We start from the raw sequence: 24,763 nt of genomic DNA on the forward strand, positions 1-24,763 counted from the left end.
GGTTCAGCGCGCCGCGGGCACTTGCGGCAGCGCCATCGGATGGCGCACCCGGCGCGCATTCGGCTCGGTCAGGTCAAAGGTGGTGACGCCATTCGGCAGCGCGGCGCTCTGCAGCCATTCGGGGTGGTCCAGCGTGTTGCGGATGTCGCGCAGGCCGGCGTCCCAGTGCTCGTCGACCGAGGCGCGCGAGAATTCGTAGTCCTTCGAGTCGAGCTCGTAGGGCTTGTCGCGATAGATCAGGTGCACGATCTCGATCGGCTCGTGGTTCAGCTGGCCGCAGACGGCCTGCACGCTGGGGTCCTTCTGGAGCGCCGCGGGCAGCTTGCCGATCAGGTCGGCGATGGCCTGCTGCAGGTTCATGTTGGAGGCCAGGGCATCGGTGTTCATGCGCGTGCGGCTCGAATAGGTGATGTCCTTCTGGCGCTCCAGGGTTTCGGCCAGGGTGCGCGGCATCGAGCCGTGGGCGCTGAACAGGTCGACCTGCAGCACCATCAGCGTCTCGCTGCGCGGGTGCATGTCCAGCACGTACTGCAGCGGGGTGTTCGACACGATGCCGCCGTCCCAGTAGTCCTCGCCGTCGATGTGCACCGGCGCGAAGCCGGGCGGCAGCGCGCCGCTCGCCATGATGTGCTCGGGGCCGATGCGCTGCACCGTGTTGTCGAAGTACAGCGAGTTGCCGGTGCGCACATTGACTGCACCGACGCTGAAGCGGGTCTCGCAGTGGTTGATGCGGTCGAAGTCGACCAGCCGTTCGAGCGTCGACTTCAAGGGCGAGGTGTCGTAGTAGCTCAGGAGCGGCGCCGAGCCGCCCAGCAGCAGCGCCGGCGTGCGGCGCGGCTCGAAGAAACCCGGCACGCCGAACATCGCGACCGCCGCGGCGCTCCACTGGTTCAGTGCCGCCCGGTCGCCGCCCCACCAGGCCGGCAGGCGCTGGGTCGGCCCCGACGACACAAGGTCCCAGAACTCGCGCAGCCGATCCACCCGCCGCTCGGGCGGGTTGCCGGCGATCAAGGCCGCGTTGACCGCACCGATCGAGACGCCGGCCACCCAGTCGAGCGTCTTGTGCTTCTCGAACACGCCCGCGTAGACGCCCGCCTGGTAGGCGCCCAGGGCGCCGCCGCCCTGCAGCACCAGGGCCTTGCGGGCGGTCGTGATGTCAACGCGAGGACGAGCGGCGGGAGCGGCGGTGCGTGGCTTCTTGGTGGCGGTCATGGCGCCATTTGACACCAAGCGCCCGCCCTCGCAGCGTCCCGCCTGCGGACGACTAAGTGCGCAACTCGGTCTTCCGCTCGATGATCCGCGACACCAGCCCGTAGCCGACCGCCTCCTGGGCCGACAGCCAGCGGTCTCGCTCGATGTCGACCAGCACCTCCTCCAGCGGCTTGCCGGTCTCGCGCGCGATCTCGTGGGCGATGCGCTCACGCGCCTTGACGATCTCCTGCGCCTGGATGGCGATGTCGGTGGCCTGCCCGCCGGCGCCGCCGCTCGGCTGGTGGATCAGGAAGCGGGTGTTGGGCAGGCAGACGCGGCGCTCGCGCGGCGCCGCCAGGAACAGGTGCGTGGCGGCGCTGCCGACCCATCCGGTGCCGATCATGTGGACCGGCGCACTGATGAAGCGCACGATGTCGTGGATCGCGTCGCCCGATTCGAGGTGGCCGCCCGGCGAGCTCACGAGGATGTCGATCGGCGCCTGGCTGTCGGCGTCGAGCGCGATCAGCCGTCGCGTCACGTCGGCCGCCACGGCATCGGTGATCGATCCGAAGATCAGCAGCGTGCGCGACTTGAAGGCCTTTTCCTCCAGGTACGAACTGCGCAGTTCGGGCGCGGCCGGAGGCTTGGTGTCGTCGTCGGTTTCCATGAGGCTTGCAGGCTCACATCTTCGGCAGCATCTGGCCGCGGATCTCGCCGCCCGGGTTGGCCGCGGTGTGGACATTGGCATACCACTTGCCGGCCATCAGGTCGGCCGCCTGGGCCGGTGTCAACGTGGCCTGGCCTTCGATCGGGCTGGCCGGCGACGCGAAGGGCAGGACCACGGCGGCATTCGCCCCCGCGGTGGCCGGCCCATGGAAATGCGCCGCCGTCGCCGGGCCGCTCAAGCCTTCGTAGGTGATCTTGTACTTGAGGACGTTGGTGTCCTTGTTGAGCCAGGCTTCGGCCATGCCGCTGCCGCGCGTCATGTTGGGCGGCACTTCGCTGGCCGCGTTCATGGCACCGCTGAAGCTCGCCGTGCTGGACTTCGACATCATGCCGCAGCCGGCCAAGGCCGCGGTCGTGACGCCCGCGACGAGCGCCAGGCGCAAGAGTTGTCCGTATCGGGTCATGCTGATCTCCATCTGGTTGTGATGCCCCAGCTTAGGCAGCAACGGGCCCGCGCGCTGTCGGCCACCGCCCCGACTTTGGCCCGCCCCCGATGGCATCATCCGGCCCATGACCGAGCTTCCCTCCCCCGGCACTGTCACGGCTTTCTGGCGCGCGGCCGGCCCGCGCCGCTGGTTCGCCAAGAACGACGCCTTCGATGCCGATTTCAAGGCCCGCTTCGAGGCCGCGCACCACCTCGCCGCCACCGGCGACCTCGATCACTGGGCAGCCGACGCCGAAGGCGCGCTGGCGCTGCTGGTGCTGCTGGACCAGCTGCCGCGCAACGCCTGGCGCGGCAGCGGCCACACGTTCGCGACCGACGGCAAGGCGCTGGCGGTTGCACGGGCAGCGGTCGCGGCAGGCTTCGACCAGCAGGTCGAACCGGCACTGCGGCCGTTTTTCTACCTGCCCTTCATGCACTCCGAGGCCTTGGCCGACCAGGAACGCTCGGTCGCGCTGAACCGCTCGCTCGACGCCAACACGCAGCGCTTCGCCGTGCTGCACCGCGACATCGTGGCGCGCTTCGGGCGCTTCCCGCACCGCAACGCGGCGCTCGGGCGTACCACCACGGCCGAGGAGCAGCGCTTCCTGGACGAAGGCGGCTTCACGGGCTGAACGGAGGACGACCTGCCCTTCAGGTTCGCGCCGATCTGCCGATATTCCTCGAACGGCCAGAGTGGCCGGCAACGAGGAACGCACGTGAAACACTGGAAGATCGGCACCCGCCTGGGCCTTGGATTTGGCCTGGTGCTCGCATTGATGGCGCTGATGACGGCGCTTGGCATCTGGCGGCTTCAGGCAGTGACGGCGGCCGCCGAAGCCATCACCGCCCAACCGCTGGCCAAGGAGCGGCTGATCAGCGACTGGTATCGGCTGGTGGCGGTCGGCGTGCGCCGGACCACCGCCATCGCCAAGAGCGCCGACCCGTCGCTCGGCCCCTTCTTCGCCGAGGAGAGCGCGAACTCGACCAAGGAGGCGCAGGAACTGCAAAAGCAGATCGAACCGCTGCTGGTCAGCGACGAAGAGAAATCGCTCTGGGCGGGATTCCAGCAAGTCCGGACCAGCTACCTCGAAGGGCGCGACGCCGTGGTCAAGGCCAAGGCCCAAGGCACGATGGAGGAAGCCAACCGGGCGCTCGACCGCCAGTTCATGCCGGCGGCCAAGGTCTACCTCGACAACGTCCAGCACCTGCTCGAGATGCAGCGGCGCGCGATCGACGGCACGGTGGTCCAGATCGGCGACAGCTACCGGGCCAGCCGCAACCTGTTGCTCGCCCTCGGCGCGGCGGTGCTCGGCCTGGGCGGACTTTGCGCATGGCGGCTCGCGGTCGGCATCACCCGACCGCTGGGCCGCGCCGTGCAGGTGGCGCAGACGGTGGCCGGCGGCGACCTGACCAGCCGTATCGAGGCGGGCACGCGCGACGAGACCGGGCAGCTGCTGCAGGCGCTCAAGGAAATGAACGACAGCCTGGTGAAGATCGTCGGCGAGGTGCACGAGGGAACCGACACGATCGCGACGGCCTCGGGCCAGATCGCCACGGGCAACCAGGACCTGTCGTCGCGCACCGAGCAGCAGGCCAGCTCGCTGGAGGAAACGGCTGCCTCGATGGAGGAACTCACCAGCACCGTCAAGCAGAACGCCGATAACGCGCGGCAGGCGAACCAGTTGGCCGTCTCGGCCTCCGAAGTCGCCGTCAAGGGCGGCAGCGTGGTGAGCCAGGTGGTCGACACCATGGGCTCGATCAACGCCTCCTCGCGCAAGATCGTCGACATCATCGGCGTCATCGACGGCATCGCCTTCCAGACCAACATCCTGGCGTTGAACGCGGCGGTGGAAGCCGCACGCGCCGGTGAACAGGGCCGCGGCTTCGCGGTGGTGGCGTCGGAAGTGCGCAGCCTGGCGCAGCGCTCGGCGGCAGCGGCCAAGGAGATCAAGACCCTGATCGGCGACTCGGTGGAGAAGGTCGAGGAAGGCAGCAAGCAGGTGGCGGAAGCCGGCAAGACGATGGAAGAGATCGTCGACAGCGTCAAGCGGGTGACCGACATCATGGGCGAGATCACGGCGGCCAGCCAGGAACAGACCTCGGGGATCGAGCAGATCAACCAGGCGATCACGCAGATGGACCAGGTGACGCAGCAGAACGCGGCGCTGGTCGAAGAGGCGTCCGCGGCGGCTGGCTCGCTGCAGGACCAGGCGAGCCAGCTGTCGCGCGCGGTCGGTGTGTTCAAGCTGGACGGATCGCAGGCCTCGCGCTCGCCGGCCGCGGCACCGGCGAGGCGGTCGCAGGCCAAGGCCAAGCCGGCCAGGGAGGAATCCGCGCCACGCAAGCAGACGCCCGCTTCTGCCGTATCGGCGGCGGGCGACTGGGAAGAGTTCTAACCCTCGGCGGACTCGCCCACGGCGGGCCGCGTCCCCTCTTCCGGCCGCATCGGCGATCGCCCCGGCGCCGGCCGGGGAACGCCCTTCAGCGACCCGTGGGTGTGGGCATAGACCCAGGTGAACTCGACGCCCAGCAGGAAGATCTGGGCCGAGTAGTAGACCCACACCAGCACCACCACCAGCGAGCCGGCGGCGCCGTAGCCCGAGGCGACGCCGGTGGTGCCGATGTAGAGGCCGATCAGGTACTTGCCGACCGTGAACAGCACCGCCGTCACCGCGGCGCCCACCCAGACGTCGCGCCATTGCACACTGACCCGCGGCATGACCTTGTAGATCATCGCGAAGCCGATCGTCACGATCACGAAGCCGAAGGCCGAATTGACGTGCTGCGCCAGCGTGGCCCAGCCGCCGAACATCGGCGCCCACCACTCGCCCAGGGCCGCCAGCGCCGCGTTGACCACCAGCGACACGATCAGCAGGAAGCCGATGCCCATGATCATGCTGAACGAGAGCAGCCGCGTGCGCAGCAGCGACAGCACGCCGCCGCCCGCGTCGCGCACCGGCGCCCGCCAGATGCGGTCGAACGCGTCCTGCAGCTCACCGAAGACCGTGGTGGCGCCGACGACCACCAGGCCGACGCCAGCCACGGTCGCGACGACGCCCTGGGTCGGCTTGTTGAGGGCTTCGAGCATCGACTGCACCGCTCGCGCGCCGTCGGCGCCCATCAGCCCCGAGAGCTGCTCGAAGATCTCGCCGCGGGCCGCCTCCCGGCCGAACACCAGACCGACCACGGAAATGACGATGAGGATCAGCGGCGCGACCGAGAACACCGTGTAGTAGGCCAGCGCGGCGCCCATGCTGGGGGCGTAGTCGGCCCGCCACGAGGCGACCGAATCCTTGCAGAGCTGGAAGAGGGAGCGTGCGTTCATGGCCGGAGTTTCGCAGCAACGCCGGCCGGCCGGCGTCGGACGACGCGCCTGCGTGCCGGAACGACCGGCCAACGATAATCGCCCCACATGGATCTCGCATCGACACCTGCGCCGGCGGCGTCCGACCGCCCGCGCCCCCAATCCCCGCGCGACCTGTTCGTTTCCTGCACCTGGCTGGCATTGCAGGGCTTCGGCGGCGTGCTGGCCATCGTCCAGCGCGAGATGGTCGAAAAGAAGCGCTGGCTCACCCCCGACGAATTCCTCGAAGACTGGGCCGTCGCCCAGGTGCTGCCGGGCCCCAACGTGATCAATCTGGCGCTGATGATCGGCGACCGCCACTTCGGCCTGCGCGGCGCGATCGCGGCGGTGGCCGGCATGCTCACCGTGCCGCTGGCCGTGATCCTGGTGCTGGCGGTGCTCTATGCCCACTACGCCGGCAACCCGCAGGTGGCCGGCGCGCTGCGCGGCATGGGCGCGGTGGCGGGCGGGCTGATCGCCGCCACCGGCATCAAGCTGATACCGCAGCTGCGGCGGCATCCGCTGGGCTTCGTCACCTGCCTGGTGCTGGTCGCCGTGGTCTTCGCCGCGATCGCCTTTGCCCGCATCCCGCTCGGCTGGGTGCTGCTGGTGGTCGGCGGCGTGGCCTGCGCCTGGACCTGGCGAAAGATCGCGCCATGACCATCGTCATGCACTGGCAGGACTGGCTCGCGCTCTTCGCCCAGTACCTGATGCTCTCGTTGCTGTCGATCAGCGGCGCCATCACCACGGTGCCCGACATGCACCGCTTCCTGGTCAGCGACCACCGCTGGCTGACCGACGCCCAGTTCAGTTCCTCGGTCGCCATCGCCCAGGCCGCGCCGGGCCCCAACGTGCTGTTCGTCGCGCTGATGGGCTGGAACGTCGGGTTGAATGCCGGCGGCGGCATCGGGGCCGGCCTGCAGGCCTGGCTGCTGGGCCTGCTGGGCCTCGCGATCACCATGGTCGGCATCATGCTGCCGAGCACCACCCTGACCTACTTCGCCACCCGCTGGGGCCACCGCAACCGCACCCGGCGCGGCGTGCGCGCCTTCAAGCAGGGCATGGCACCGATCGTCATCGGCCTGCTGGTCGCCACCGGCTGGGTGCTGGCGGGCGGAAACCATGCTGGCAACGCGCCCGCCTGGCACCTGTGGCTGCTGAGCGGCGTGGCCACGCTTATCGTCTGGCGCACCCGCATCCACCTGCTGTGGCTGCTGGGCGCCGGGGCGCTGCTGGGCGCTCTGGGTTTCGTCTGAACCTCTTTTTCAAGGCTTCTTCCTCATGCAACTCCGACCCCTCGGCCGCTCGGGCCTCCAGGTTTCGCCGCTGGCCTTCGGCGGCAACGTTTTCGGCTGGACCGTCGACGAAGCGCTGTCGTTCCGGCTGCTCGACGCCTGGCTCGACGCCGGCTTCAATTTCATCGACACCGCCGATGTCTATTCCAGCTGGGTGCCCGGCCACAGCGGCGGCGAGTCCGAGACCATCATCGGCAAGTGGCTGCGCCAGACCGGCAAGCGCAACCGCGTGGTGCTCGCGACCAAGCTCGGCAAGCCGATGGGCGAAGGCAAGAAGGGCCTGTCGCCGGCCTATGTCCACGAAGCGGTCGATGCCTCGCTGCGGCGCCTCAAGACCGATCGCATCGACCTCTACCAATCCCACGACGACGACCCGGACACGCCGCTCTCCGACACCGCGGAAGCCTTCGCGGCGCTGATCAAGGCCGGCAAGGTGCGCGCGATCGGGGCCTCGAACTTCAGCGCCCAGCGGCTGGCCGAGGCGCTGGACGTGGCTGAGAAGCAGGGGCTGCCGCGCTACGAGAGCCTGCAGCCGCTGTACAACCTCTACGACCGGGCGGTCTTCGAGGAGGCGCTCGAGCCCCTGTGCCTCGCGCGCGGCGTCGGCGTGATCAATTTCTATGCGCTCGCCGCCGGCTTCCTGACCGGCAAGTACCGAAGCCCGGCGGATGCCGCGAAAAGCGCGCGCGGCGGCAGCACCACCAAGAAGTACCTGAACGCTCGCGGCCTGCGCATCCTCGACGCGCTCGACGCCGCCGCCAGGGACCATCGCGCGACGCCGGGCCAGGTGGCGATCGCCTGGCAGATCGCGCGGCCGGCGGTCACGGCGCCGATCGCCAGCGCGACCTCGATGAAGCAGTTGGAGGAACTGGTCGCGGCAGCCGCGCTGCAACTGGCACCCGAGACGATCGCGGCGCTGGACGCGGCGAGCGCCGAGCCCGCCGCGCCGGCCGAACGGTAGGCTCCCTCCGACACGGATTGGCGGCCGCGGCCGCCGCGCGCGGGCTCGGGCGAAGGCAGACTGGGCCGATTCCATATTCCCAGACCCGGAGCAACAACCATGTCCTTCGCCCTCTACATGATCGGCTTCCTGATCTTCCTGGCCGGCGTGGGCTGGGCCGCCTCGGTGGCCGGCGTGCCCTCGCTCTACATCGGCATCGGCGCCCTGATCCTGCTCGGCATCGGCATCTTCAGCGGCGTCGGCCGCACCCGCGGCAAGGACCCGTCCTGACCCTCGGGGCCGCGCCGCGATACGCTTGCGGGATGAACCCCCATGACCCCCTCGCCCCACCCACGCTTGCCCATTTCGCCGATCTCCGGGTCGAGGTCGGCCGGCCCGAAGTCCTGAGCCGCGGCCCGCGCGGCATGCGCCGGCTGGTGCCGATCACCGGCGGCGAAGCCCGCGGTGACGGCTGGACCGCCCGCGTGCTGCCCGGCGGCACCGACTTCCAGTTGATCGTGAGCGACACCCTGTCCGAACTCGACGCCCGCTACGGCCTCGAGACCGACGCCGGCGACCTGATCTACGTCCAGAACCATGCGGTGCGCTCGGCACCGGCCGAGGTCATGTCGGCGCTGCTGCGCGGCGAACCCGTCGACCCGGCGCAGGTCTACTTCCGCTGCCACCCGCGCTTCGAGACCGCTTCGAAGACGCTGGGCTGGATCACCGACCGCATGTTCGTCGGCGTCGGGGTGCGGCACCCCGCCGAGGTCGTGATGCGTTTCTTCAGCCTGTAGCCGGGGCCAGCCGCTGCCGCATCGCCTCGTAGAGGCAGACACCGCTCGCCACCGACACGTTGAGGCTTTCCACGGCACCCGCCATCGGGATGCTGATCAGCTCGTCGCAGGTCTTGCGCGTGAGCTGGCGCATCCCCTCGCCTTCGGCGCCCAGCACCAGCGCCAACGGGCGCTTGAGGTCGCTCTGGTAGAGCGTGCCGGGCGCATCGTCGCTGGTGCCGACGCACCAGATGCTGCGCTCCTTGAGTTCGCCGAGGGTGCGCGCCAGGTTGGTCACCATGAAATACGGCACCGTCTCGGCCGCCCCGCTCGCCACCTTGGCCACGGTGGCGTTGATGCCGGCGGCGTGGTCCTTCGGCGCGATCACCGCGTGGGCCCCGGCGCCGTCGGCGACGCGCAGGCAGGCGCCCAGGTTGTGCGGGTCGGTCACGCCGTCGAGCACCAGCAGCAGCGGCATCGTGCCCGCGGCTTCCAGGCCCTCCAGCAGTTCGTCGAGCGAATGGGTCTGGGCGACCGGCTCGACGCGCGCAGCCACGCCCTGGTGGCCGTGGCTGCCGCTCAGCTTCGAAAGGCGCAGGCCATCGGCCTCGACCAGCCGCACGCCAGCCTCCTGGGCGCGGGCGACGAACTGCCGCATGCGCGCATCGCGCCGGCTGGCATCGAACAGCACCTCGATCACCGATTGGGGCGCGGTCTTGATGCGCACGCCGACGGCATGGAAGCCGAAAATCACTTTGGGGGAAGACATGCGGGGATTATCGAGCCCCGGCGAGATAGAGCAGCAGGCACAGCAGCAGCAGTCCGGCGACCACCGCCCAGCGGCCCCATCGGGGCGGCTTGCGGGCCCTGGGCTCGGCCTGCGGCCCGCTGCGAGGCGCCAGCCCGCCGAAGGCGGTGTCGTCTTCCTCGTCGCTGTCTGGTGAAGGTCTGGGCATGGCTCTCCCGCGGTTCAGTTCCCCCCCTCGTCGAGCGCCACGCGCCCCGCCTCGATCGTGATTTTGCGCTCGCACTGGGCCGCGATGCCACGGTCGTGCGTGACCAGCACGAGGGTGGTGCCCAGCTCGCGGTTGAGGTCGAACATCAGCCGCATCACCTGCTCGCCGGTGGCGAAATCGAGGCTGCCGGTGGGCTCGTCGGCCAGCAGCAGCGCCGGCTGGACCACGAAGGCCCGCGCCAGCGCAACCCGCTGCTGCTCGCCGCCCGACAGCACCTTGGGATAGTGGCCCAGGCGCTGGCCGAGGCCGACACGGCCGAGCATCTCGGTGGCCGCCTTGCGGGCATCCTTGCGATCGGCCAGTTCAAGGGGCAACATCACGTTCTCGAGCGCGCTCAGGTTGCCGAGCAGCTGGAAACTCTGGAACACGAAGCCGACCTTCTGCGCCCGCAGGGCCGCACGCTCGTCCTCGTCGATCGCGAACAGGTCCTCGCCCCCGAGCTTGACGGTGCCGCGGGTGGGCGTGTCGAGGCCGGCGACGATCGACAGCAGCGTGCTCTTGCCCGAGCCCGAGGCGCCGACGATCGCAGCGGTCTCCCTGGCGCCCAGGGTGAAGTCGATGTCCTGCAGAATATCCAGCGTTCCGGTGGAGTCGGTCACGGACTTGAAGACATGCTGGACGGCGACGATGGCGTCGGCTCGGCCATCGGATCGGATTGAGGACATTGAAAGGTTTCGCGTGGTGAATCGACGTCACTTTATCTTGAGCGCCGCGCTGGTCGCGAATGCGGGGTCATGGCCGGCCGCCGGCGCGCAGGCGGCAGCAGGCAAACCGCCCCTGATCCTGGTGGTCGGCGACTCGCTGTCGGCCGAGTACGGCCTCAAGCGCGGCGAAGGCTGGGTGCCGCTGCTCGACAAGCGGCTGGCCGAACAGAAGATCGCAGCCACGGTGGTCAACGCCAGCATCAGCGGCGACACCAGCGCGGGCGGCCGGGCCCGGCTGCCCAACCTGCTGGCGCAGCACCAGCCGACGCACGTGGTGCTCGAACTCGGCGCCAACGACGCCCTGCGCGGCCTGCCGCTGGCCGGCACCGAGGACAACCTGCTGCAGATGACCAAGGCCGCACAGGCCACGGGCGCCCAGGTGCTGCTGGTCGGCATCCAGGTACCGCCGAACTACGGCAGCGACTACACGCGCCGCTTCGAGGCCATCTTCTCGAAGGTGGCGGCGGCGACCAAGGCACCCGTGGTTCCCTTCCTGCTGAAAGGCATCGCCGACGGGCCCGATGCGGCGGTGCTGTTCCAGGCCGACCGCATCCACCCGACCGCGGCCGCCCAGCCGCGCATGCTCGACAACGTCTGGCCGGCCTTGCGCAAGATGCTGCCGAAATAGCCAGCCGCCGGCCGGCTTCGGTTCACGCAAAAAAAGCCGCCGCGGCGCTGAGCCGCGGCGGCTTTTTCATGCTTTCGGGGGGAGGTCCGGAACGGCTCAGCCGTTCTTGGTCGGCAGTTCGGGCACCGTCGGCGGATCGCGTTCCAGCGAAGCGACATCGGTCTCCGGATCGCCGGGTGCCAGGCCGTCGCTGCTGGGCATGAGCTTGCGGTTGGCCTTTTCCCTCAGCTTGTCTTCCTTCTTTTTCTTCTTTGCCAGTTCTTTCTGGCGCTTTTCATAGCCGTAATTTGGTGTTGCCACTGCTTCTCCTTCACGAGACAGTCACGGTGACTGCACATGGCTTGACTGTACGCGATATCGCGGCGCTCTCAGAGTACCGCCAGCGCCTGTTCCAGGTCGGCGCGCAGGTCGTCCACGTCTTCCAGGCCGATCGAGAAACGCACCAGCGTGCCCTTGTGCGGCCAGCGGGCCACCGCGGCGTCGCGCATCAGGCCGATGTCGTAGGGCACCACCAGGCTGATCGGCCCACCCCACGAATAGCCGAGCCGGAACAAGGCCAGGCTGTCGCAGAAGCGGTCGACCTGCTCGGTGCCGTAGCGGGCGTCGAAGACCACCGAGAACAGGCCCGCCGCCAGGTCGCTGGCGCCGCAGAGCCGCAGCCAGTGCGCGTGGCCCGGCGAGCCCTCGAGCGCCGGATGCAGCACCTGCGCGATCTCGGCCCGGCCTTCGAGCCAGCGGGCGAGTTCGCGGGCGCTGCGGTCATGCGCCTGGTAGCGCAGCGCCAGGCTCGGCAGCGAGCGCAGCACGGTTTCGACATCGCCCATGCCGATGCCGAAGCCCATGCGCATGTGGGTCAGCTTGAGCGCGCGGTGCAGCCGCTCGTCGCGCGTGACGACGCTGCCCATCAGCACGTCGCCGCCCCCGCTCGGGTACTTGGTCAGCGCATGGACCGAGATGTCGACCCCCTGCCCCGTGCCGTTGAAATCGAAAGGCGCGAAGGCCAGGCCGGCGCCCCAGGTGTTGTCGAGCGCGGTGATCACGCCGCGCTCGCGGCAGGCACCGACCAGCGCCGGCAGGTCCGGAAACTCCATCGTCACGGAGCCGGCCGCCTCCACCCAGACCAGCTTGGTGCGGTCCGAAAGCTTGGCCGCGAGGTCGGCGGGGTTCATGGCGTCGTAGAGCCGGTGGCTGATGCCGAAATTGGCCAGTTCGCCGTTCGCCAGCGCCTTGTTCGGGCCGTAGGCGTTGTCCGGAATCAGCACCTCGTCGCCAGCCTTCAGGAGCGCGAACGAGACCAGCGAGATCGCCGCCAGCCCGCTGGGCACCAGCAGGCACTCTGAGCCGCCCTCCAGCGTGGCGAGCCGCTCCTCGAGCGTGAAGGTGGTCGGCGTGCCGTGCAGGCCGTAGGTGTAGCCGACCTTGGTCCGCCAGTCGCGCGCGCGCATCGCGGCGACGTCGGCGAAGAACACGGTCGAAGCCTTGTAGACGCCCGGCTGGGGCGCCGCGAAATGGGCCGGCGGGCTGTAGGGATGGTGGATCAGGTCGGTGATGGGCTTGGGCATGCCTCCATGCTAGTGGGTCTGCAGCGCGGTGCGCGACCCCCGACCCATAAAACCGGCGCACTCCGATCGCAGGGATACCGCGGAACCGGCTTTGCCGGGCCGCTGGTATCGCCCCCTTGAGGGGGAGGCGCCGCAGGCGCTTCGGGGGTGTGTTTCATTCCAGTCGACCGGATCGCCGCCAGTGCGCACAATGGCCGGCATGCTGCTCACGCGCATTCCCCCGCCTTCGCTGCGGTCCGTCGTCCGCTCGATGTGGGCGGCCGAGCCCGGCCCCGCGGCCCCGCTCGCGCACCCGGCGCCTCGGCGCGAACACGTGCTGCCGACCGGCGACATGCACCTGGTGTTCAGGTTGTCGGACACCCCGCTGCGGCTCTTCGCCGACCCGGACGACAGCACCGGCTGGACGGTGGGCCATGCCATTGTCGGCGGCGCCCGTTCGGCCTTCTATGCCCGGGAGGTCGCGGCGCCCACCGCGTCGGTGGGCGCGCAGCTGCGCCCCGGCGCTGCCTGGGTCCTGTTCGGCATGCCCGCCTCGGCCCTGGCCGAACGGCACACGCCGCTCGACGCGCTCTGGGGTACTGCCACCGGCGACGCACTCGACCTGCTGCAAGGCCTGCCCACGCCTTCGGCCCGGCTGGACGCGCTCGAGGCCCTGCTCGTCCGACGCCTGGCGCAACGCCCGCATGCCCTTCACCCGGCAATCGCGCAGGGCCTGCGCGGCGTCGCCGATGGCATCCCGGTTCGCAAGCTGGTGCGCGCCAGCGGCTACAGCCACCGGCATTTCGCGGCCCTCTTCAAGGAGGCGGCCGGGCTGGCGCCCAAGCGCCTGCAGCGCGTGCTGCGCTTCCAGCGGCTGCTGGCCACGGCACCGGGGACCGTGCCCTGGGCGGAGCTTGCCCTCGCGCTGGACTACAGCGACCAGTCCCACTTCATCCGGGAGTTCGGCGACATCGCCGGCATGAGCCCGGAGACCTACCGCCGGGCGGCGCCGAGCGCAGCGAACCACGTGCCCGTCGACAGGTCAACTTCGTCCAAGACGGCCGGCCCCGGGCAGGATCAGAATCGCCCCCACACCGCTTCATCGAGGACCCCCGCATGACCGTCCATGAACTGTTCCCCTATCTCTGCGTGAAGGACACGGCCGCCGCGATCGCTTTCTACGGCGAGGTCTTCGGCGCCACCGAGAAGTTCCGGCTGACCGAGCCCGGCGGACGCATCGGCCACGCCGAACTCGATTTCGGCGGCACCACCGTGATGCTGTGCGACGAATTCCCGGAGTACGGCATCCGCAGCGCCACCACCCTGGGCGCCACCCCCGTCACGCTGCACCTGCACGTCGACGACGCGGATGCGCTGGTCGCGCGCGCCCTGAACGCCGGCGCGACGCTGGAAATGCCGCTGGAAGATCATTTCTACGGCGAACGCTCGGGCACCTTCCGCTGCCCGTTCGGACATCGCTGGAATGTCGGGCACGCCATAGAGGCCGTGGCGCCCGAAGAAATGCAGAAGCGCTACACCGACGAACTCAAGTGAGGCCGCGAGGGCCTCACCGGGCTCAGACCGACCACTTCTCCAGCAGTTTCCCGACGCCGAGCGAGTCGTAGCCCTCGAAGGGCTGGTGGATCCAGGGGTTGGTCTGCAGGAACTCGACCGAGTAGTCGGGCGTGAAGGTCGACAGCGCCTTGGTCCAGAGCACCGCGCTGCGCAGCTCGGTGATCGGCTTGTAGTTGCTCTTGAGCTGCTCCACCACGGCATGCAGCGTGTGGCCCGAATCCGCGAGATCGTCCACCAGCAGCACCTTGCCCGCGATCTCGCCCTTGGGCGTGGTGATGAAGCGCGCAATGTCCAGGTGGCCCTGCACCGTGCCGGCATCGGCGCGATACGAGCTGGTCGACATGATCGCCAGCGGCTTGTCGAAGATGCGCGACAGCACATCGCCGGGCCGCAGGCCCCCACGCGCCAGGCACAGGATGGTGTCGAACTGCCAGCCAGACTGGTGCACCTTGATCGCGAGCTTCTCGATCAGGTTGTGGTACTCGTCGTAGCTCACGTAGAGGTGCTTGCCGTCTTCCGTCAACATGGTCATGGTGTTCCTGCGGGGTGGTTTCGTTCAGTCGGCTAGGTAGGGATGGCGCATCATGATCGTGTGGTCGCGATCGGGGCTGGTCGACACCATGTGGATCGGCACGCCCGTGACCTGCTCGATGCGCTGCAGGTAGAGCCGCGCATTGATCGGCAGCTTGTCGTACTGGGTCACGCCCACGGTGCTGTCGCTCCAGCCTTCGAGCGTCTCGTAGACCGGCGTGCAGCGCTCGATCTCGTCGGCGCCCATCGGCAGGATGTCGGTGTATTCGCCGTCCAGCTCGTAGCCGGTGCACAGCTTGAGTTCCTCGAGGCCGTCGAGCACGTCGAGCTTGGTGATGCACAGGCCGGAGAGGCCGTTGACCTGGGCCGAGCGCTTGAGCAGCGCGGCGTCGAACCAGCCGCAGCGGCGGCTGCGGCCCGTGGTCACGCCCTTCTCGGCGCCGACGTTGCTCAGGTGCCAGCCGACCGTGCCGGGCTTTTCCCAGTCGAGTTCGGTCGGGAACGGGCCGCCGCCGACGCGCGTGCAGTAGGCCTTGGTGATGCCGAGCACGTAGTGCAGCATGCCCGGGCCGACGCCCGAACCGGCGGCCGCATTGCCGGCCACGCAGTTGCTCGAGGTGACGTAGGGATAGGTGCCGTGGTCGACGTCGAGCAGCGTGCCTTGCGCGCCCTCGAACAGCAGGTTGGCGCCGGCGCGATGGGCGTCGTTGAGCTCGCGCGAGACGTCGGCCATCATCGGCTTGAGCAGCTCGGCGTGGCGCATCGCCTCGTCGTAGACGGTGTCGAAATCGATCGCCGGCGCGCTCAGCACCTGGGTCAGCACGTGGTTGTGCAGGTCGAGCAGCACGCGCAGCTTGGTGGCGAAGCGCTCGGGATGCTTCAGGTCCTGCACGCGCAGCGCGCGGCGTGCGATCTTGTCCTCGTAGGCCGGGCCGATGCCGCGGCCGGTGGTGCCGATCTTCTCGATGCCGCCCTTCTCGCGGTAGGCCTCGCGGGCGATGTCGAGCGCCGCATGGAACGGCAGGATCAGCGGGCAGGCCTCGCTGACGCGCAGCCGCGACCGGACTTCGACCCCGGCCTTCTCGAGGCCTTCGATCTCCTCGAACAGCTTGGCCGCCGAAACGACCACGCCGTTGCCGATGTAGCACTTGACGCCGGGCCGCATGATGCCGCTCGGGATCAGGTGCAGCGCGGTCTTGACGCCGTTGATGACCAGCGTGTGGCCGGCGTTGTGGCCGCCCTGGAAGCGCACCACGCCCTGCGCGCTTTCGGTCAGCCAGTCGACCAGTTTGCCCTTGCCTTCGTCGCCCCACTGGGTGCCGACGACGACCACGTTTCTTCCGGTGGTAACGCTCATGATGTCTCGCTTCTCAAGATTCAGATGACTTGCACGCGCCATTGGCCGCCGGCTTCGACAAGCTCGCGGTCGCAATGGAATTCGTCGATTTCGCTGTCATGGCCGGGCATCACGCAGACCACGGTCTCGCCCTCGCCGCGCAGTGCGGCGATGGCCTTGTTGAGGGGCTCGGCGTCGCTCCAGGGCGCGCGGATTGCGGCCCGCAGCGGCCGCGCCGGCAGCACGGCGACCAGCTCGCGCAGGTCGAGGCTGAAGCCGACCGCCGGGCGGTTGCGGCCGAACACGGCGCCCACCTCGTCGTAGCGGCCGCCGCGCACCAGCGAGTCGCTGGCGCCGTCGGTGTAGATGCCGAAGCGCATGCCGCTGTAGTAGGCATAGCCGCGCAGGTCGGCCAGGTCGAAGCTCACGCGCGCACCCTCGAGGCGGGCAGCGAGCTGCTTCAGGTCGGAGAGCGCGGCGCGGATGCCGGCGTTGTCCGGCAGCACGCGGGCCGCTTCGTCGAGCACCGCGGCATCGCCGTAGAGCTCGACCAGGGCCAGCAGGCCGTCGCGGGACGGGGCCGGAAAGCCGGCCGTGAGTTCGCGCAGGGTGCTTGCATCCTTGGCGGCCAGCGCTGCATGCACGCGCGCGATCGCAGCGGCATCGACCGGCACGCCCGCGAACAGGGCGCGCACGATGCGGGCGTCGGCCAGGTCGACGATCACCGGCGCCTGGGCGCGCCCGGTGACGCCGGCCGCCCGCAGGCAGTCGAGCGCCAGGCGCAGGATCTCGGTGTCGGCCTCGAGCCCGGCGTGGCCGTAGATCTCGGCCCCGAACTGCAGCGGCTCGCGCGTGGCATGGGGGCGGTCGGGCCGGGTGTGGACCACCGGGCCGCAGTAGCACAGCCGCGCCACGCCGGCCCGGTTCAGCAGGTGGGCGTCGATGCGGGCAACCTGCGGCGTGGTGTCGGCGCGCAGGCCCATGCTGCGGCCCGACAGCTGGTCGACCAGCTTGAAGGTCTGCAGGTCGAGCGCCTCGCCGGTACCGGACAGGAGGGATTCGAGATGCTCCAGCAGCGGCGGCATCACCAGCTCGTAGCCATAGCCACGGGCGGTGTCGAGCAGCTGGCGTCGAAGTTCTTCGATGTGGCGCGCCTCGGAAGGCAGCACATCGGCAATGTGATCCGGAAGGACCCAGGCGGACATGGAGATCGGGGGCGTGGTTAAACCGGGATTCTACCGGGACTGTGGCAGGCCGCCGCCGGGCCGCCCCAAGGCAGCCTCGGCCCCCTCGGGGGGCGGCGACCCACACGCAGTGGGGAAGCGTGGGGGCGATCTCACCCCAGAAGCCAGAGCAGGAACAGTCCCAGGAGAATGCTGCACAGGCCGAAGAAGCGCAGCTGGCCGTCGCGCAGCTGCATGAGCTGGTTGAAGCCGCGCCGCCAGCTGCCGGGCGACAGGAAAGGCAGCAGGCCCTCGATCACCAGGACCAGGGCCAGCGCGCTCCAGAAGGTGTCGCTGTCCACGCGGCGAAGCCGGTCGTCAGCGACGCGGCGCGTTGCCGGTCGAGCCCGAGCCCTGCATGGCTCGGAAGAACTCCGACGAGGGATCGAGCACCAGAACGTCGCTCTTCTTGTTGAAGCTCTGCTTGTAGGCGTCCAGGCTGCGATAGAACTGCGCGAACTGCGGATCGCGGCCGAAGGCCTCGGCATAGATGCCGGCGGCGCGGCCGTCGCCCTCGCCCTTGATCTTCTGGGCATCGCGGTAGGCGTTGGCAACGATCACCTCGCGCTGGCGGTCGGCGTCGGCGCGGATCTTCTCGCCCTCGGCGAAGCCGGTGGAGCGCAGTTCGTTGGCGACCCGCTTGCGCTCGGCCTCCATGCGGCGATAGACCGACTCGGTGATGGCCTCGACATAGTCGACCCGCGTGATGCGGACGTCGACGATGTCCACGCCCCACGGCTTGTTGGCGCCCTTCACGACCGCCAGCACCTCGCGCTGGACGTCGGCCATCAGCGCATCGCGGCGGGTCGAGATCAGGTCGCGCACGGTGCGCTTGTTGATGTTTTCCTGGAAGGCGTTGCGCACCACCCGGTTGAGCTGCACCGCGCCGGCGTTCTCGTCGAGGCCGACGTTGCGGATGTACTCCGACGGGTTAGTGATGCGCCAGCGCACGTACCAGTCGATCACCACGCGCTGCTTCTCGGCCGTGAGCATCGGCTCGGGGTCGAGGCTGGACAAGGTCAGCAGCCGCTTGTCGATATAGGACACGTTCTGGAACGGCGGCGGCAGCTTGAAGTTGAGGCCGGGCTCGGTGATCACTTCCTTGATCTGGCCGAGCGCGTAGACCACGCCGAACTGGCGCTGGTCGACCACGAAGAGCGTGGAACTCAGCAGCGCGAGCGCCACCAGGACCGACGAGACGATGAATCCGATTCTGTTCATAGCTTTCTGGTCCTCAGCGCACGTCGCGGTCGCGTGAACGGCCATCGCGGGCCCGGGCATCGCCAGCGGACGGAGCCACCGGAATCACCGAGGATTGCGGCGCGGCGGTGCCGGCGACGTTGGGGCTCGCGGCATCCGACGGCGTGCCGGCGGCATTGGCGCCGGTCTGCTGCATCAGCTTGTCGAGCGGCAGGTAGAGCAGGTTGGAGTTCTGCTTGGAGTCGATCAGGATCTTGCTGGTGCTGCTGTAGATCTGCTGCATGGCGTCGACGTACATGCGGTCGCGCGTCACTTGCGGCGCCTTCTGGTATTCGGAGAGCACCGAGCTGAAGCGCTGGGCATCGCCCTGCGCCTGGGCCACGATCCGCGCCTTGTAGGCCTCGGACTCTTCCTTCAGGCGCGAGCCGGTACCGGTCGCGCGAGGCACGACGTCGTTGGCATAGGCCTGGGCCTCGTTCTTGGCGCGCTCGCGCTCCTGGCCGGCCTTGAGCACGTCGTCGAAGGCCGCCTGCACCTGCTCGGGCGGCCGCACGCCGCCCTGCTGCAGGTTGATCGCCACGATCTCGACGCCGAGGTTGTAGCGGTCGAGGATGGTCTGCATCAGGTTGCGCACGCGCGGCGCGATCTGGTCGCGCTCGTCGGCCAGCGCGGCATCCATGCGCATCTTGCCGACCACTTCGCGCACCGCGGTCTCGGCCACCTGCACCACCGTGTCGGAAGGCGCCTTGCTCTCGAACAGGAAGGCGCGGGCGTCGTTCAGGCGGTACTGCACCGCGAACTTGATCTCGACGATGTTCTCGTCTTCGGTCAGCATGGCCGACTCGCGCAGGCCGGTCGAGCGCACGATGGTGTCACGGCCGACATCGACCGAGCGGATCTGCGAAGTGACCACGATCTCGTGGCGCTGGATCGGGTACGGCAGGCGCCAGTTGAAGCCGGCGCCCACGGTCGCCTTGTAGCGGCCGAACTGGGTGATCACGGCCTGCTGGCCTTCGTTGACGATGAAGAAGCCGGTGCCGAGCCAGATCAGGACCGCGACCACCGCGATCAGCCCGAGGCCGAAGCCCGCGTTCTTCATGTCGGGCCGCATGCCGCCGCCGTTGCCGTTGCCGCCCGGCGGCCGGTCGCCGCCGCGCCCGCCGCCGAACAGGCCGCCGAGCTTGCGGTTGAAGTCGCGCCAGAGTTCGTCGAGGTCGGGCGGCCCCTGGTTCGGGCCCTGGCCCCGCGGACGGTTGTTGTTGTTGCCGGGAGGCGGCGACGGCGGCTCGCCTTCGGGCCGGTTGGCAGTCGGGCGGTCGCCATTGGACGAGGAGTCGTCACCCCGGCCCCAGCGGCCGTCGTTCAGGTTGAACATCGCCGGAAACCGTCTCCACACTGGCTTTGAATTCATTCGAGTCTGTTCTTTGGTCAGTGAAGTGGGATTGTGCACAATCTCAATCGGTGGCCTCATGCAATTCGGCCCCGCCCTCTAAGGGCATGTCTTCGGGCACCGAGTGCGATCGCTGCGCCAGTTCGGCCCGCAGCGCCGGCAGCCCCTCCCCGGTATGGGCGCTCAGGAAAATGCGGGTCACCAGCAGGCCGTCGACTTCGATCTCGTCTTCGAGATGCAGGGGGTGCTGCGCGCTTTCAAGGGCATCCAGCTTGTTGAACACCAGCAACTGCGGCACGACGTCGGCACCGATCTCCTTGAGCACCGCCTGGACCTCGGCCATCTGCTCGGGGTGGTGCGGATTCGAGGCATCCACCACGTGCAGCAGCAGGTCGGCATCGACCGCCTCCTGCAGCGTCGCCTTGAAGGCGTCGATCAGTCCGTGCGGCAGGTCGCGGATGAAGCCCACGGTGTCGGAGATGGAGACCTTGCGGCGGGCATCGCCGAGGTAGAGCTGCCGGGTGGTGGTGTCCAGGGTGGCGAACAGCTGGTCGGCCGCATAGGCGCGGGCCTTGACCAGCGCATTGAACAGCGAGGACTTGCCGGCGTTGGTGTAGCCCACCAGCGAGATGTTGAAGGTGTCGCGCCGCTCGCGCTGACGGCGCTGGGTGCCGCGCTGGCGCTGCACCTTGATCAGGCGCTCGCGGGTGCGCTTGATCGATTCGCCGATCATCCGGCGGTCGAGTTCGATCTGCTTCTCGCCCGGGCCGCCGCGCACGCCGGCACCGCCGGTCTGGCGCTCCAGGTGGGACCAGCGGCGCACCAGCCGCGTGCTCAGGTACTGCAGGCGCGCGAGTTCGACCTGCAACTTGCCTTCGTGCGAACGGGCGCGCTGGGCGAAGATCTCGAGGATCAGGAAAGTGCGGTCGTAGACGGCGATGCCGAGCTGGCGTTCGAGGTTGCGCTGCTGCGCCGGGCTCAGCGACTGGTCGAAGACCACTTCGCTGGCGCGATGCAGCTCGGCCAGTTCGCGGATTTCGTCGGCCTTGCCGCTGCCGACGAACAGCGCGGCATCGGGGGCCTTGCGCTTGCACACGAGACTGGCGACCGGCTGCAGGCCTGCGGTCTGCGCGAGCAGGCCGAGTTCCTCGAGTTCGCCGTCGAAATGGGGCAGCCCGAAATCCACGCCGACCAAAACGACGGCGCCTTCTATCCGGGGAATCAGTTCAGACAAGCGGATTCAGATATGAAAAAAGCGCGGCGGACGAACCGCCGCGCCTCGCGCCGATCAGGCGGCGGTGTCGTCGTTCTCGGCAGCCGAGAAGTTGACGGCCCGACCCGGCACGATGGTGGAGATGGCGTGCTTGTAGACCATCTGGGTCACCGTATTGCGAAGCAACACGACGTACTGGTCGAACGACTCGATCTGGCCTTGCAGCTTGATGCCGTTGACCAGGTAGATCGAAACCGGCACGTGCTCGCGACGCAAGGTGTTCAGGAAGGGGTCTTGAAGAAGCTGCCCTTTATTGCTCACGATATTCTCCGTGTTCAAGAGTTGTTGTTGGACCGGTCACCTTAACACAGCGATTCCGCGCCGCAGCATCCAAGCCCCAATGGCCTTCTAAAAATAACGGCACCGAAAGCTGGAACTTCCGCGCTCGACGCCCCTCATCGGTGCTCAATGGCCGCGAAGTCGCTCGCCGCCGGAGGCAGGCGCCCGGCTCAATCGTCCTTGTCGGCGTAGGGATTGCTGGAGGTCTTGAGCTGGATCCGCAGCGGCGTCCCGACCAGGTCGAATTCCTTGCGGAAACGCCCTTCCAGAAAGCGCTTGTAAGCCTCTGTGACGTGCTCCAGCGAATTGCCGTGGATGATGATGATCGGCGGGTTCATCCCACCCTGGTGCGCATAGCGCATCTTCGGGCGGAACATGCCCGAGCGCTTCGGCGCCTGGAATTGCACCGCCTCGAGCAGCAGGCGGGTCAGCACCGGCGTCGACATCTTGCGGGTGGCCGACTTGTGGGCCTGCACGATCGACTGCCACACCGGCCCCAGGCCCTGGCGCTTGATGGCCGAGATGAAGTGCAGCGAGGCGAACTTGAGGAACGGCAGCCGGGTCTCGATCTGGCGCTGGATCTGCTCGCGCTGGTAGCTGTCGACCGCGTCCCACTTGTTGATCGCGATCACCACCGCCCGGCCGCTCTCGAGGATGTAGCCGGCGATGTGGGCGTCCTGGTCGGTCACGCCCTGGGTGGCGTCGAGCAGCAGCAGCACCACGTTGGCCGATTCGATCGCCTGCAGCGTCTTGACCACCGAGAATTTCTCGATCGCCTCGAACACGCGGCCCTTGCGGCGCAACCCGGCCGTATCGATCAGCTCGAAACGCTGGCCATTGCGCTCGAAGGGCACCGAGATCGCATCGCGCGTCGTGCCCGGGAGGTCGAAGGCGACCAGCCGTTCCTCGCCCAGCCAGGTGTTGATCAGGGTCGACTTGCCGACATTCGGGCGGCCCGCGACGGCCAGCTTGATCGGCTTGTTGGGATCTTCCTCGCCCTCTTCCTCGGGCTCCGGCAGCGCCAGCGGTTCGAGCGCGAGCTCGACCAGGTCGCGGATGCCCTGGCCATGGGCCGCCGAGATGCCATGCACCTCGCCGAAGCCGAGTTCGTAGAAATCGACCAGCTTGGTGCCGTCGTGCATGCCTTCGGCCTTGTTGGCCACCAGCACGCAGGGCTTGCCGAGCCGGCGCAGTTCGTTGGCGATGTCGTGGTCCTGGGCCGACAGCCCTTCCCTCGCATCGACCACGAAGATCACGACGTCGGCCTCGGCCACGGCCTGGCGGGTCTGCTTGGCCATCTCCTTGAAGATGCCGCTGCCCGCATCGGGCTCGAAGCCGCCGGTGTCGATGACGATGAACTCGTGCTTGCCCAGGCGGCCGTTGCCGTAATGGCGGTCGCGCGTGAGCCCCGCGAAGTCGGCGACGATGGCGTCGCGCGTCTGCGTCAGGCGGTTGAAGAGGGTCGACTTCCCGACGTTGGGACGCCCGACCAGCGCGATGACCGGCTTCATGGAAGGCGTCCTTTCACTTGATTACTCGGGCCGATAGCCGAACACGCCGCCATTGCGGGTGACGACCACGACCGTGTTGCCGGCCAGGACCGGTGTCGCTGCGATGGCCGAGCCATCGGGATTGAGCCGGTTCAGCGGCTTGCCGTCGTCGCGCGACAGCACATGCACCAGACCGGTGGTGTCGCCGACGATCACCGAGCGTCCGACCGCGAGCGGCGCGGTCAGGAGGCGGTACTTGAGCAGGTCGGCCTGCTGCCAGGCCCGTTCGCCGTCGCTGCGGCGCCAGGCCACCACGGCGCCACTGTCCTCGGAACCGAAGATGTAGCGGTCGTCGCCGCCGATGCCGTCGGCACCGACGGCCGGCTTGGTCCACAGCAAGGCGCCGCGCGCCGTATCGACGCAGCCGACGCTGGCGAAATAGGCCCGCGCGCACACCACGTCGCCCTGCCGGCTCACGGTGCCGGTCAGGTCGACCAGGCGCTCGACGTCGTTGGTGCCGCGCGGCGCGGCGATCGGCGACTCCCAGCGCGACGAGCCGTTGGCCGGGTTGATGCCCACCAGCCGGCCGCCGACGCCGGCGATCAGGGTGTCGCCCACCGCCAGCAGCACGCCGGGCTTCTTCAGCACCAGGTTCTCGGCGGTGCGCTGCTGCGACCAGAGGCGGCGGCCGCTCTGGCCATCCCACGCGCTGGTGGTGCGGTCCGCGGCCTGGACGAAGATGCGGCGGCCGGCCACCAGCGGCGGCGTGTAGGCCTGGGCCGTGAGCCGCTCCTTCCAGAGCACCTTGCCGGACTCCAGGGCCACCAGTTCGCTGTTGGCCGTGACCACCGCCACCAGGCGGCCGTCGCTGCCGACCCCGGCCGCCAGCGGCGCGCCGACGTTCGCGCGCCAGACTTCGGTGCCGGCGCGGGCGTCGATCACCACCACGGTGCCGTCGGCGCCGGCGACCGCGATCTGGTCGCCGTTGACCACCGTCGCCAGCGGAAACTCGACCTTCGGGATCTTGAGGGTCCAGGCCTGCTTGATCCCCATCAGCGCCGCGTTGGGCGGCAGTTCGACGGGCTTCGGCCGTGCCGTGCCGGTACAGGCCGCCAGCGTTGCGATCAATGCGGCGGCCGCCCCGATGCGCAGGGCGGGCGCCCAAGTCAGGTAACGCTTCAAATTCATGGTGTGGTCTTGGCTGGGGATGCGGCGCTGCCGGCCGCCGGAGCCAGGCTCTTCGGGTCGACGCCGACGGCGTTGAGCTTGATCTCGACCAGGCGGCGGTAGTCGGCGCCCGGCTCGAAGGCGGCCAGGGCTTTGAGGTACTCGGCCTTGGCCTCCTCGCGCTTGCCCTGGGTGAGGTAGATGTCGCCCTTGCGATCGGCCGCCAGGGCCTCGAATTCCTTCGGCATCTCGCCGGCGAGCGCCTTCAGGGCCTCGTCGTACTGCTTGGCCTCGAGCAGCTCGCCCGCCAGCCGCAGCTTGGCGACCGCCTGGTAGCCCGGGTCGACCGCATGCTCGGAGACCCATGCCAGCGCCGCACGCGACGCTTCGGTGTTGCCCTTGTCGTTGAGCGCCCGCGCCGCCAGCAGGCCGGCCTGCTGGGCGTAGGCGGTGCCCGCGAACTTGTCCTTCATGTCGGACAGCGCGCGCTCGATGCGGGCGGCGTCGCCGGCCTGCGCGCTGCGCTCGATCTCGTCATAGAGGGCGGAAGCCTGCGCCGCCTTGTTGCGCTGGAAGTACTGCCAGCCGTTCCAGGCGACGAAGGCGCCGGCCGCAAGCAGCACGACCCAGGTGATCAGGGTGCCGTAGGTGTTCCAGAAATGCTTGAGCTGGTCGAGCTGTTCCTGTTCTTCGAGATCGAGATGGGTGGCCATGC

30 protein-coding genes are annotated in these 24,763 nt (G+C 68.9%); 10 read left to right on the forward strand and 20 right to left on the reverse strand.

The window, feature by feature from the left end:
- Positions 1-3 precede the first annotated feature (3 nt).
- From QTI68_RS20845 to QTI68_RS20855, 3 genes are read right to left on the reverse strand one after another with little or no spacing between them, the layout of a single operon-like run.
- Positions 4-1,212: a patatin-like phospholipase family protein gene (locus QTI68_RS20845; protein ID WP_286524049.1), complete on the reverse strand. Its 1,209-nt coding sequence runs from the start codon at positions 1,210-1,212 to the stop codon at positions 4-6.
- A 52-nt stretch (positions 1,213-1,264) separates the two neighbouring features.
- Complete coding sequence (locus QTI68_RS20850; RefSeq protein WP_286524051.1) at positions 1,265-1,858, reverse strand: ATP-dependent Clp protease proteolytic subunit; 594 nt, start codon at positions 1,856-1,858, stop codon at positions 1,265-1,267.
- Between the two features lie 13 nt (positions 1,859-1,871).
- On the reverse strand, positions 1,872-2,321 hold the full coding sequence (locus tag QTI68_RS20855; RefSeq protein ID WP_286524052.1) for a CHRD domain-containing protein: 450 nt from the start codon (positions 2,319-2,321) through the stop codon (positions 1,872-1,874).
- 106 nt (positions 2,322-2,427) lie between these two features.
- Between QTI68_RS20855 and QTI68_RS20860 the strand changes: the two genes are divergently transcribed.
- Both QTI68_RS20860 and QTI68_RS20865 read left to right on the forward strand, forming a co-directional pair.
- Entirely contained in the window at positions 2,428-2,973 is a 546-nt protein-coding gene (locus tag QTI68_RS20860) for a DUF924 family protein (protein ID WP_286524054.1), read from the forward strand.
- Positions 2,974-3,057: 84 nt separating this feature from the next.
- Positions 3,058-4,737 (forward strand): methyl-accepting chemotaxis protein, encoded by a 1,680-nt coding sequence (locus QTI68_RS20865; RefSeq protein ID WP_286524057.1) that lies wholly within the window; start codon positions 3,058-3,060, stop codon positions 4,735-4,737.
- Here QTI68_RS20865 and QTI68_RS20870 read toward each other — a convergent pair.
- On the reverse strand, positions 4,734-5,666 hold the full coding sequence (locus tag QTI68_RS20870) for a YihY/virulence factor BrkB family protein (RefSeq protein ID WP_286524059.1): 933 nt from the start codon (positions 5,664-5,666) through the stop codon (positions 4,734-4,736). The genes QTI68_RS20865 and QTI68_RS20870 overlap by 4 nt on opposite strands.
- Positions 5,667-5,753: 87 nt before the next feature.
- Here QTI68_RS20870 and QTI68_RS20875 point away from each other — a divergent pair, with 87 nt between their 5' ends.
- The 5 genes from QTI68_RS20875 (at position 5,754) to QTI68_RS20895 (ending at position 8,716) form a co-directional block, all read left to right on the forward strand.
- Positions 5,754-6,344, forward strand: coding sequence for a chromate transporter (locus tag QTI68_RS20875; protein ID WP_286524062.1), 591 nt, complete (start codon positions 5,754-5,756; stop codon positions 6,342-6,344).
- Positions 6,341-6,940 (forward strand): chromate transporter, encoded by a 600-nt coding sequence (locus tag QTI68_RS20880; RefSeq protein WP_286524064.1) that lies wholly within the window; start codon positions 6,341-6,343, stop codon positions 6,938-6,940. Before QTI68_RS20875 ends, QTI68_RS20880 begins: the two co-directional genes overlap by 4 nt.
- A gap of 25 nt (positions 6,941-6,965) precedes the next feature.
- A complete protein-coding gene (locus tag QTI68_RS20885) occupies positions 6,966-7,940 on the forward strand; it encodes an aldo/keto reductase (protein WP_286524067.1) in 975 nt (324 codons plus the stop codon).
- 99 nt (positions 7,941-8,039) lie between these two features.
- Positions 8,040-8,210, forward strand: a complete 171-nt coding sequence (locus QTI68_RS20890; protein WP_286524069.1) for a hypothetical protein — start codon at positions 8,040-8,042, stop codon at positions 8,208-8,210.
- Between the two features lie 32 nt (positions 8,211-8,242).
- Positions 8,243-8,716 (forward strand): DUF3237 domain-containing protein, encoded by a 474-nt coding sequence (locus tag QTI68_RS20895; protein WP_286524070.1) that lies wholly within the window; start codon positions 8,243-8,245, stop codon positions 8,714-8,716.
- Here the strand turns inward: QTI68_RS20895 and rlmB are convergent.
- The 3 genes from rlmB to QTI68_RS20910 are packed head-to-tail and all read right to left on the reverse strand — an operon-like array spanning position 8,706 to position 10,376.
- Positions 8,706-9,464 carry a 23S rRNA (guanosine(2251)-2'-O)-methyltransferase RlmB gene (gene rlmB, locus QTI68_RS20900; protein ID WP_286524072.1) on the reverse strand — a complete coding sequence of 253 codons (759 nt, stop codon included), beginning with the start codon at positions 9,462-9,464 and terminating at the stop codon, positions 8,706-8,708. The genes QTI68_RS20895 and rlmB overlap by 11 nt on opposite strands.
- Before the next feature lie 7 nt (positions 9,465-9,471).
- Positions 9,472-9,651 carry a hypothetical protein gene (locus tag QTI68_RS20905; protein WP_286524073.1) on the reverse strand — a complete coding sequence of 60 codons (180 nt, stop codon included), beginning with the start codon at positions 9,649-9,651 and terminating at the stop codon, positions 9,472-9,474.
- A 14-nt stretch (positions 9,652-9,665) separates the two neighbouring features.
- Positions 9,666-10,376: an ABC transporter ATP-binding protein gene (locus QTI68_RS20910; protein WP_286524078.1), complete on the reverse strand. Its 711-nt coding sequence runs from the start codon at positions 10,374-10,376 to the stop codon at positions 9,666-9,668.
- Here QTI68_RS20910 and QTI68_RS20915 point away from each other — a divergent pair.
- Positions 10,339-11,043, forward strand: a complete 705-nt coding sequence (locus QTI68_RS20915) for an arylesterase (RefSeq protein ID WP_286524081.1) — start codon at positions 10,339-10,341, stop codon at positions 11,041-11,043. The genes QTI68_RS20910 and QTI68_RS20915 overlap by 38 nt on opposite strands.
- A 96-nt stretch (positions 11,044-11,139) precedes the next feature.
- Here the strand turns inward: QTI68_RS20915 and QTI68_RS20920 are convergent, their stop codons facing one another.
- Entirely contained in the window at positions 11,140-11,343 is a 204-nt protein-coding gene (locus QTI68_RS20920; protein WP_286507677.1) for a hypothetical protein, read from the reverse strand.
- Between the two features lie 68 nt (positions 11,344-11,411).
- Positions 11,412-12,605 (reverse strand): PLP-dependent transferase, encoded by a 1,194-nt coding sequence (locus tag QTI68_RS20925; protein WP_286524084.1) that lies wholly within the window; start codon positions 12,603-12,605, stop codon positions 11,412-11,414.
- A gap of 190 nt (positions 12,606-12,795) precedes the next feature.
- On the opposite strand from QTI68_RS20925, the gene QTI68_RS20930 reads away from it, so the two are divergent.
- Entirely contained in the window at positions 12,796-13,704 is a 909-nt protein-coding gene (locus QTI68_RS20930) for a helix-turn-helix domain-containing protein (protein WP_286524854.1), read from the forward strand.
- Positions 13,701-14,138 carry a VOC family protein gene (locus QTI68_RS20935; protein ID WP_286524086.1) on the forward strand — a complete coding sequence of 146 codons (438 nt, stop codon included), beginning with the start codon at positions 13,701-13,703 and terminating at the stop codon, positions 14,136-14,138. Before QTI68_RS20930 ends, QTI68_RS20935 begins: the two co-directional genes overlap by 4 nt.
- 22 nt (positions 14,139-14,160) lie before the next feature.
- On the opposite strand, the gene QTI68_RS20940 is transcribed toward QTI68_RS20935, so the two are convergent.
- The 11 genes from QTI68_RS20940 to QTI68_RS20990 form a co-directional block, all read right to left on the reverse strand.
- Entirely contained in the window at positions 14,161-14,685 is a 525-nt protein-coding gene (locus QTI68_RS20940; RefSeq protein WP_286524856.1) for a phosphoribosyltransferase, read from the reverse strand.
- Between the two features lie 30 nt (positions 14,686-14,715).
- Entirely contained in the window at positions 14,716-16,047 is a 1,332-nt protein-coding gene (locus tag QTI68_RS20945) for an adenylosuccinate synthase (protein ID WP_286368161.1), read from the reverse strand.
- Between the two features lie 20 nt (positions 16,048-16,067).
- Positions 16,068-17,231 (reverse strand): ATP phosphoribosyltransferase regulatory subunit, encoded by a 1,164-nt coding sequence (locus QTI68_RS20950; protein ID WP_286524089.1) that lies wholly within the window; start codon positions 17,229-17,231, stop codon positions 16,068-16,070.
- Between the two features lie 131 nt (positions 17,232-17,362).
- Positions 17,363-17,551, reverse strand: coding sequence for a DUF2065 domain-containing protein (locus QTI68_RS20955; protein ID WP_286524090.1), 189 nt, complete (start codon positions 17,549-17,551; stop codon positions 17,363-17,365).
- Between the two features lie 16 nt (positions 17,552-17,567).
- Positions 17,568-18,470, reverse strand: coding sequence for a protease modulator HflC (gene hflC, locus QTI68_RS20960; protein WP_286524093.1), 903 nt, complete (start codon positions 18,468-18,470; stop codon positions 17,568-17,570).
- Between the two features lie 13 nt (positions 18,471-18,483).
- A complete protein-coding gene (gene hflK / locus QTI68_RS20965; RefSeq protein ID WP_286524096.1) occupies positions 18,484-19,824 on the reverse strand; it encodes an FtsH protease activity modulator HflK in 1,341 nt (446 codons plus the stop codon).
- A 79-nt stretch (positions 19,825-19,903) separates the two neighbouring features.
- On the reverse strand, positions 19,904-21,073 hold the full coding sequence (gene hflX, locus QTI68_RS20970; protein ID WP_286524099.1) for a GTPase HflX: 1,170 nt from the start codon (positions 21,071-21,073) through the stop codon (positions 19,904-19,906).
- Positions 21,074-21,127: 54 nt separating this feature from the next.
- On the reverse strand, positions 21,128-21,373 hold the full coding sequence (gene hfq / locus QTI68_RS20975) for an RNA chaperone Hfq (RefSeq protein WP_093123058.1): 246 nt from the start codon (positions 21,371-21,373) through the stop codon (positions 21,128-21,130).
- Between the two features lie 188 nt (positions 21,374-21,561).
- On the reverse strand, positions 21,562-22,902 hold the full coding sequence (gene der / locus QTI68_RS20980) for a ribosome biogenesis GTPase Der (RefSeq protein WP_286524101.1): 1,341 nt from the start codon (positions 22,900-22,902) through the stop codon (positions 21,562-21,564).
- Positions 22,903-22,923: 21 nt separating this feature from the next.
- Positions 22,924-24,069 (reverse strand): outer membrane protein assembly factor BamB, encoded by a 1,146-nt coding sequence (gene bamB, locus QTI68_RS20985; RefSeq protein ID WP_286524104.1) that lies wholly within the window; start codon positions 24,067-24,069, stop codon positions 22,924-22,926.
- Positions 24,066-24,761 carry a YfgM family protein gene (locus QTI68_RS20990; RefSeq protein ID WP_286524105.1) on the reverse strand — a complete coding sequence of 232 codons (696 nt, stop codon included), beginning with the start codon at positions 24,759-24,761 and terminating at the stop codon, positions 24,066-24,068. The genes bamB and QTI68_RS20990 overlap by 4 nt, the downstream gene beginning before the upstream one ends.
- Positions 24,762-24,763 lie beyond the last annotated feature (2 nt).

This window comes from Variovorax sp. J31P207, from assembly GCF_030316965.1.
GTDB classification, from domain to species: domain Bacteria; phylum Pseudomonadota; class Gammaproteobacteria; order Burkholderiales; family Burkholderiaceae_C; genus Variovorax; species Variovorax ginsengisoli_B.

Excerpts from the sequence above, each read along its gene's own strand:
- QTI68_RS20845 (WP_286524049.1), bottom strand. The coding sequence starts at position 1,212 with ATGACCGCCACCAAGAAGCCACGCACCGCCGCTCCCGCCGCTCGTCCT.
- QTI68_RS20850 (WP_286524051.1), bottom strand. The coding sequence starts at position 1,858 with ATGGAAACCGACGACGACACCAAGCCTCCGGCCGCGCCCGAACTGCGC.
- QTI68_RS20855 (WP_286524052.1), bottom strand. The coding sequence starts at position 2,321 with ATGACCCGATACGGACAACTCTTGCGCCTGGCGCTCGTCGCGGGCGTC.
- QTI68_RS20860 (WP_286524054.1), top strand. The coding sequence starts at position 2,428 with ATGACCGAGCTTCCCTCCCCCGGCACTGTCACGGCTTTCTGGCGCGCG.
- QTI68_RS20870 (WP_286524059.1), bottom strand. The coding sequence starts at position 5,666 with ATGAACGCACGCTCCCTCTTCCAGCTCTGCAAGGATTCGGTCGCCTCG.
- QTI68_RS20875 (WP_286524062.1), top strand. The coding sequence starts at position 5,754 with ATGGATCTCGCATCGACACCTGCGCCGGCGGCGTCCGACCGCCCGCGC.
- QTI68_RS20880 (WP_286524064.1), top strand. The coding sequence starts at position 6,341 with ATGACCATCGTCATGCACTGGCAGGACTGGCTCGCGCTCTTCGCCCAG.
- QTI68_RS20885 (WP_286524067.1), top strand. The coding sequence starts at position 6,966 with ATGCAACTCCGACCCCTCGGCCGCTCGGGCCTCCAGGTTTCGCCGCTG.
- QTI68_RS20890 (WP_286524069.1), top strand. The coding sequence starts at position 8,040 with ATGTCCTTCGCCCTCTACATGATCGGCTTCCTGATCTTCCTGGCCGGC.
- QTI68_RS20895 (WP_286524070.1), top strand. The coding sequence starts at position 8,243 with ATGAACCCCCATGACCCCCTCGCCCCACCCACGCTTGCCCATTTCGCC.
- rlmB (WP_286524072.1), bottom strand. The coding sequence starts at position 9,464 with ATGTCTTCCCCCAAAGTGATTTTCGGCTTCCATGCCGTCGGCGTGCGC.
- QTI68_RS20905 (WP_286524073.1), bottom strand. The coding sequence starts at position 9,651 with ATGCCCAGACCTTCACCAGACAGCGACGAGGAAGACGACACCGCCTTC.
- QTI68_RS20915 (WP_286524081.1), top strand. The coding sequence starts at position 10,339 with ATGGCGTCGGCTCGGCCATCGGATCGGATTGAGGACATTGAAAGGTTT.
- QTI68_RS20910 (WP_286524078.1), bottom strand. The coding sequence starts at position 10,376 with ATGTCCTCAATCCGATCCGATGGCCGAGCCGACGCCATCGTCGCCGTC.
- QTI68_RS20925 (WP_286524084.1), bottom strand. The coding sequence starts at position 12,605 with ATGCCCAAGCCCATCACCGACCTGATCCACCATCCCTACAGCCCGCCG.
- QTI68_RS20930 (WP_286524854.1), top strand. The coding sequence starts at position 12,796 with ATGGCCGGCATGCTGCTCACGCGCATTCCCCCGCCTTCGCTGCGGTCC.
- QTI68_RS20935 (WP_286524086.1), top strand. The coding sequence starts at position 13,701 with ATGACCGTCCATGAACTGTTCCCCTATCTCTGCGTGAAGGACACGGCC.
- QTI68_RS20940 (WP_286524856.1), bottom strand. The coding sequence starts at position 14,685 with ATGTTGACGGAAGACGGCAAGCACCTCTACGTGAGCTACGACGAGTAC.
- QTI68_RS20945 (WP_286368161.1), bottom strand. The coding sequence starts at position 16,047 with ATGAGCGTTACCACCGGAAGAAACGTGGTCGTCGTCGGCACCCAGTGG.
- QTI68_RS20950 (WP_286524089.1), bottom strand. The coding sequence starts at position 17,231 with ATGTCCGCCTGGGTCCTTCCGGATCACATTGCCGATGTGCTGCCTTCC.
- hflC (WP_286524093.1), bottom strand. The coding sequence starts at position 18,470 with ATGAACAGAATCGGATTCATCGTCTCGTCGGTCCTGGTGGCGCTCGCG.
- hflK (WP_286524096.1), bottom strand. The coding sequence starts at position 19,824 with ATGTTCAACCTGAACGACGGCCGCTGGGGCCGGGGTGACGACTCCTCG.
- der (WP_286524101.1), bottom strand. The coding sequence starts at position 22,902 with ATGAAGCCGGTCATCGCGCTGGTCGGGCGTCCCAACGTCGGGAAGTCG.
- bamB (WP_286524104.1), bottom strand. The coding sequence starts at position 24,069 with ATGAATTTGAAGCGTTACCTGACTTGGGCGCCCGCCCTGCGCATCGGG.
- QTI68_RS20990 (WP_286524105.1), bottom strand. The coding sequence starts at position 24,761 with ATGGCCACCCATCTCGATCTCGAAGAACAGGAACAGCTCGACCAGCTC.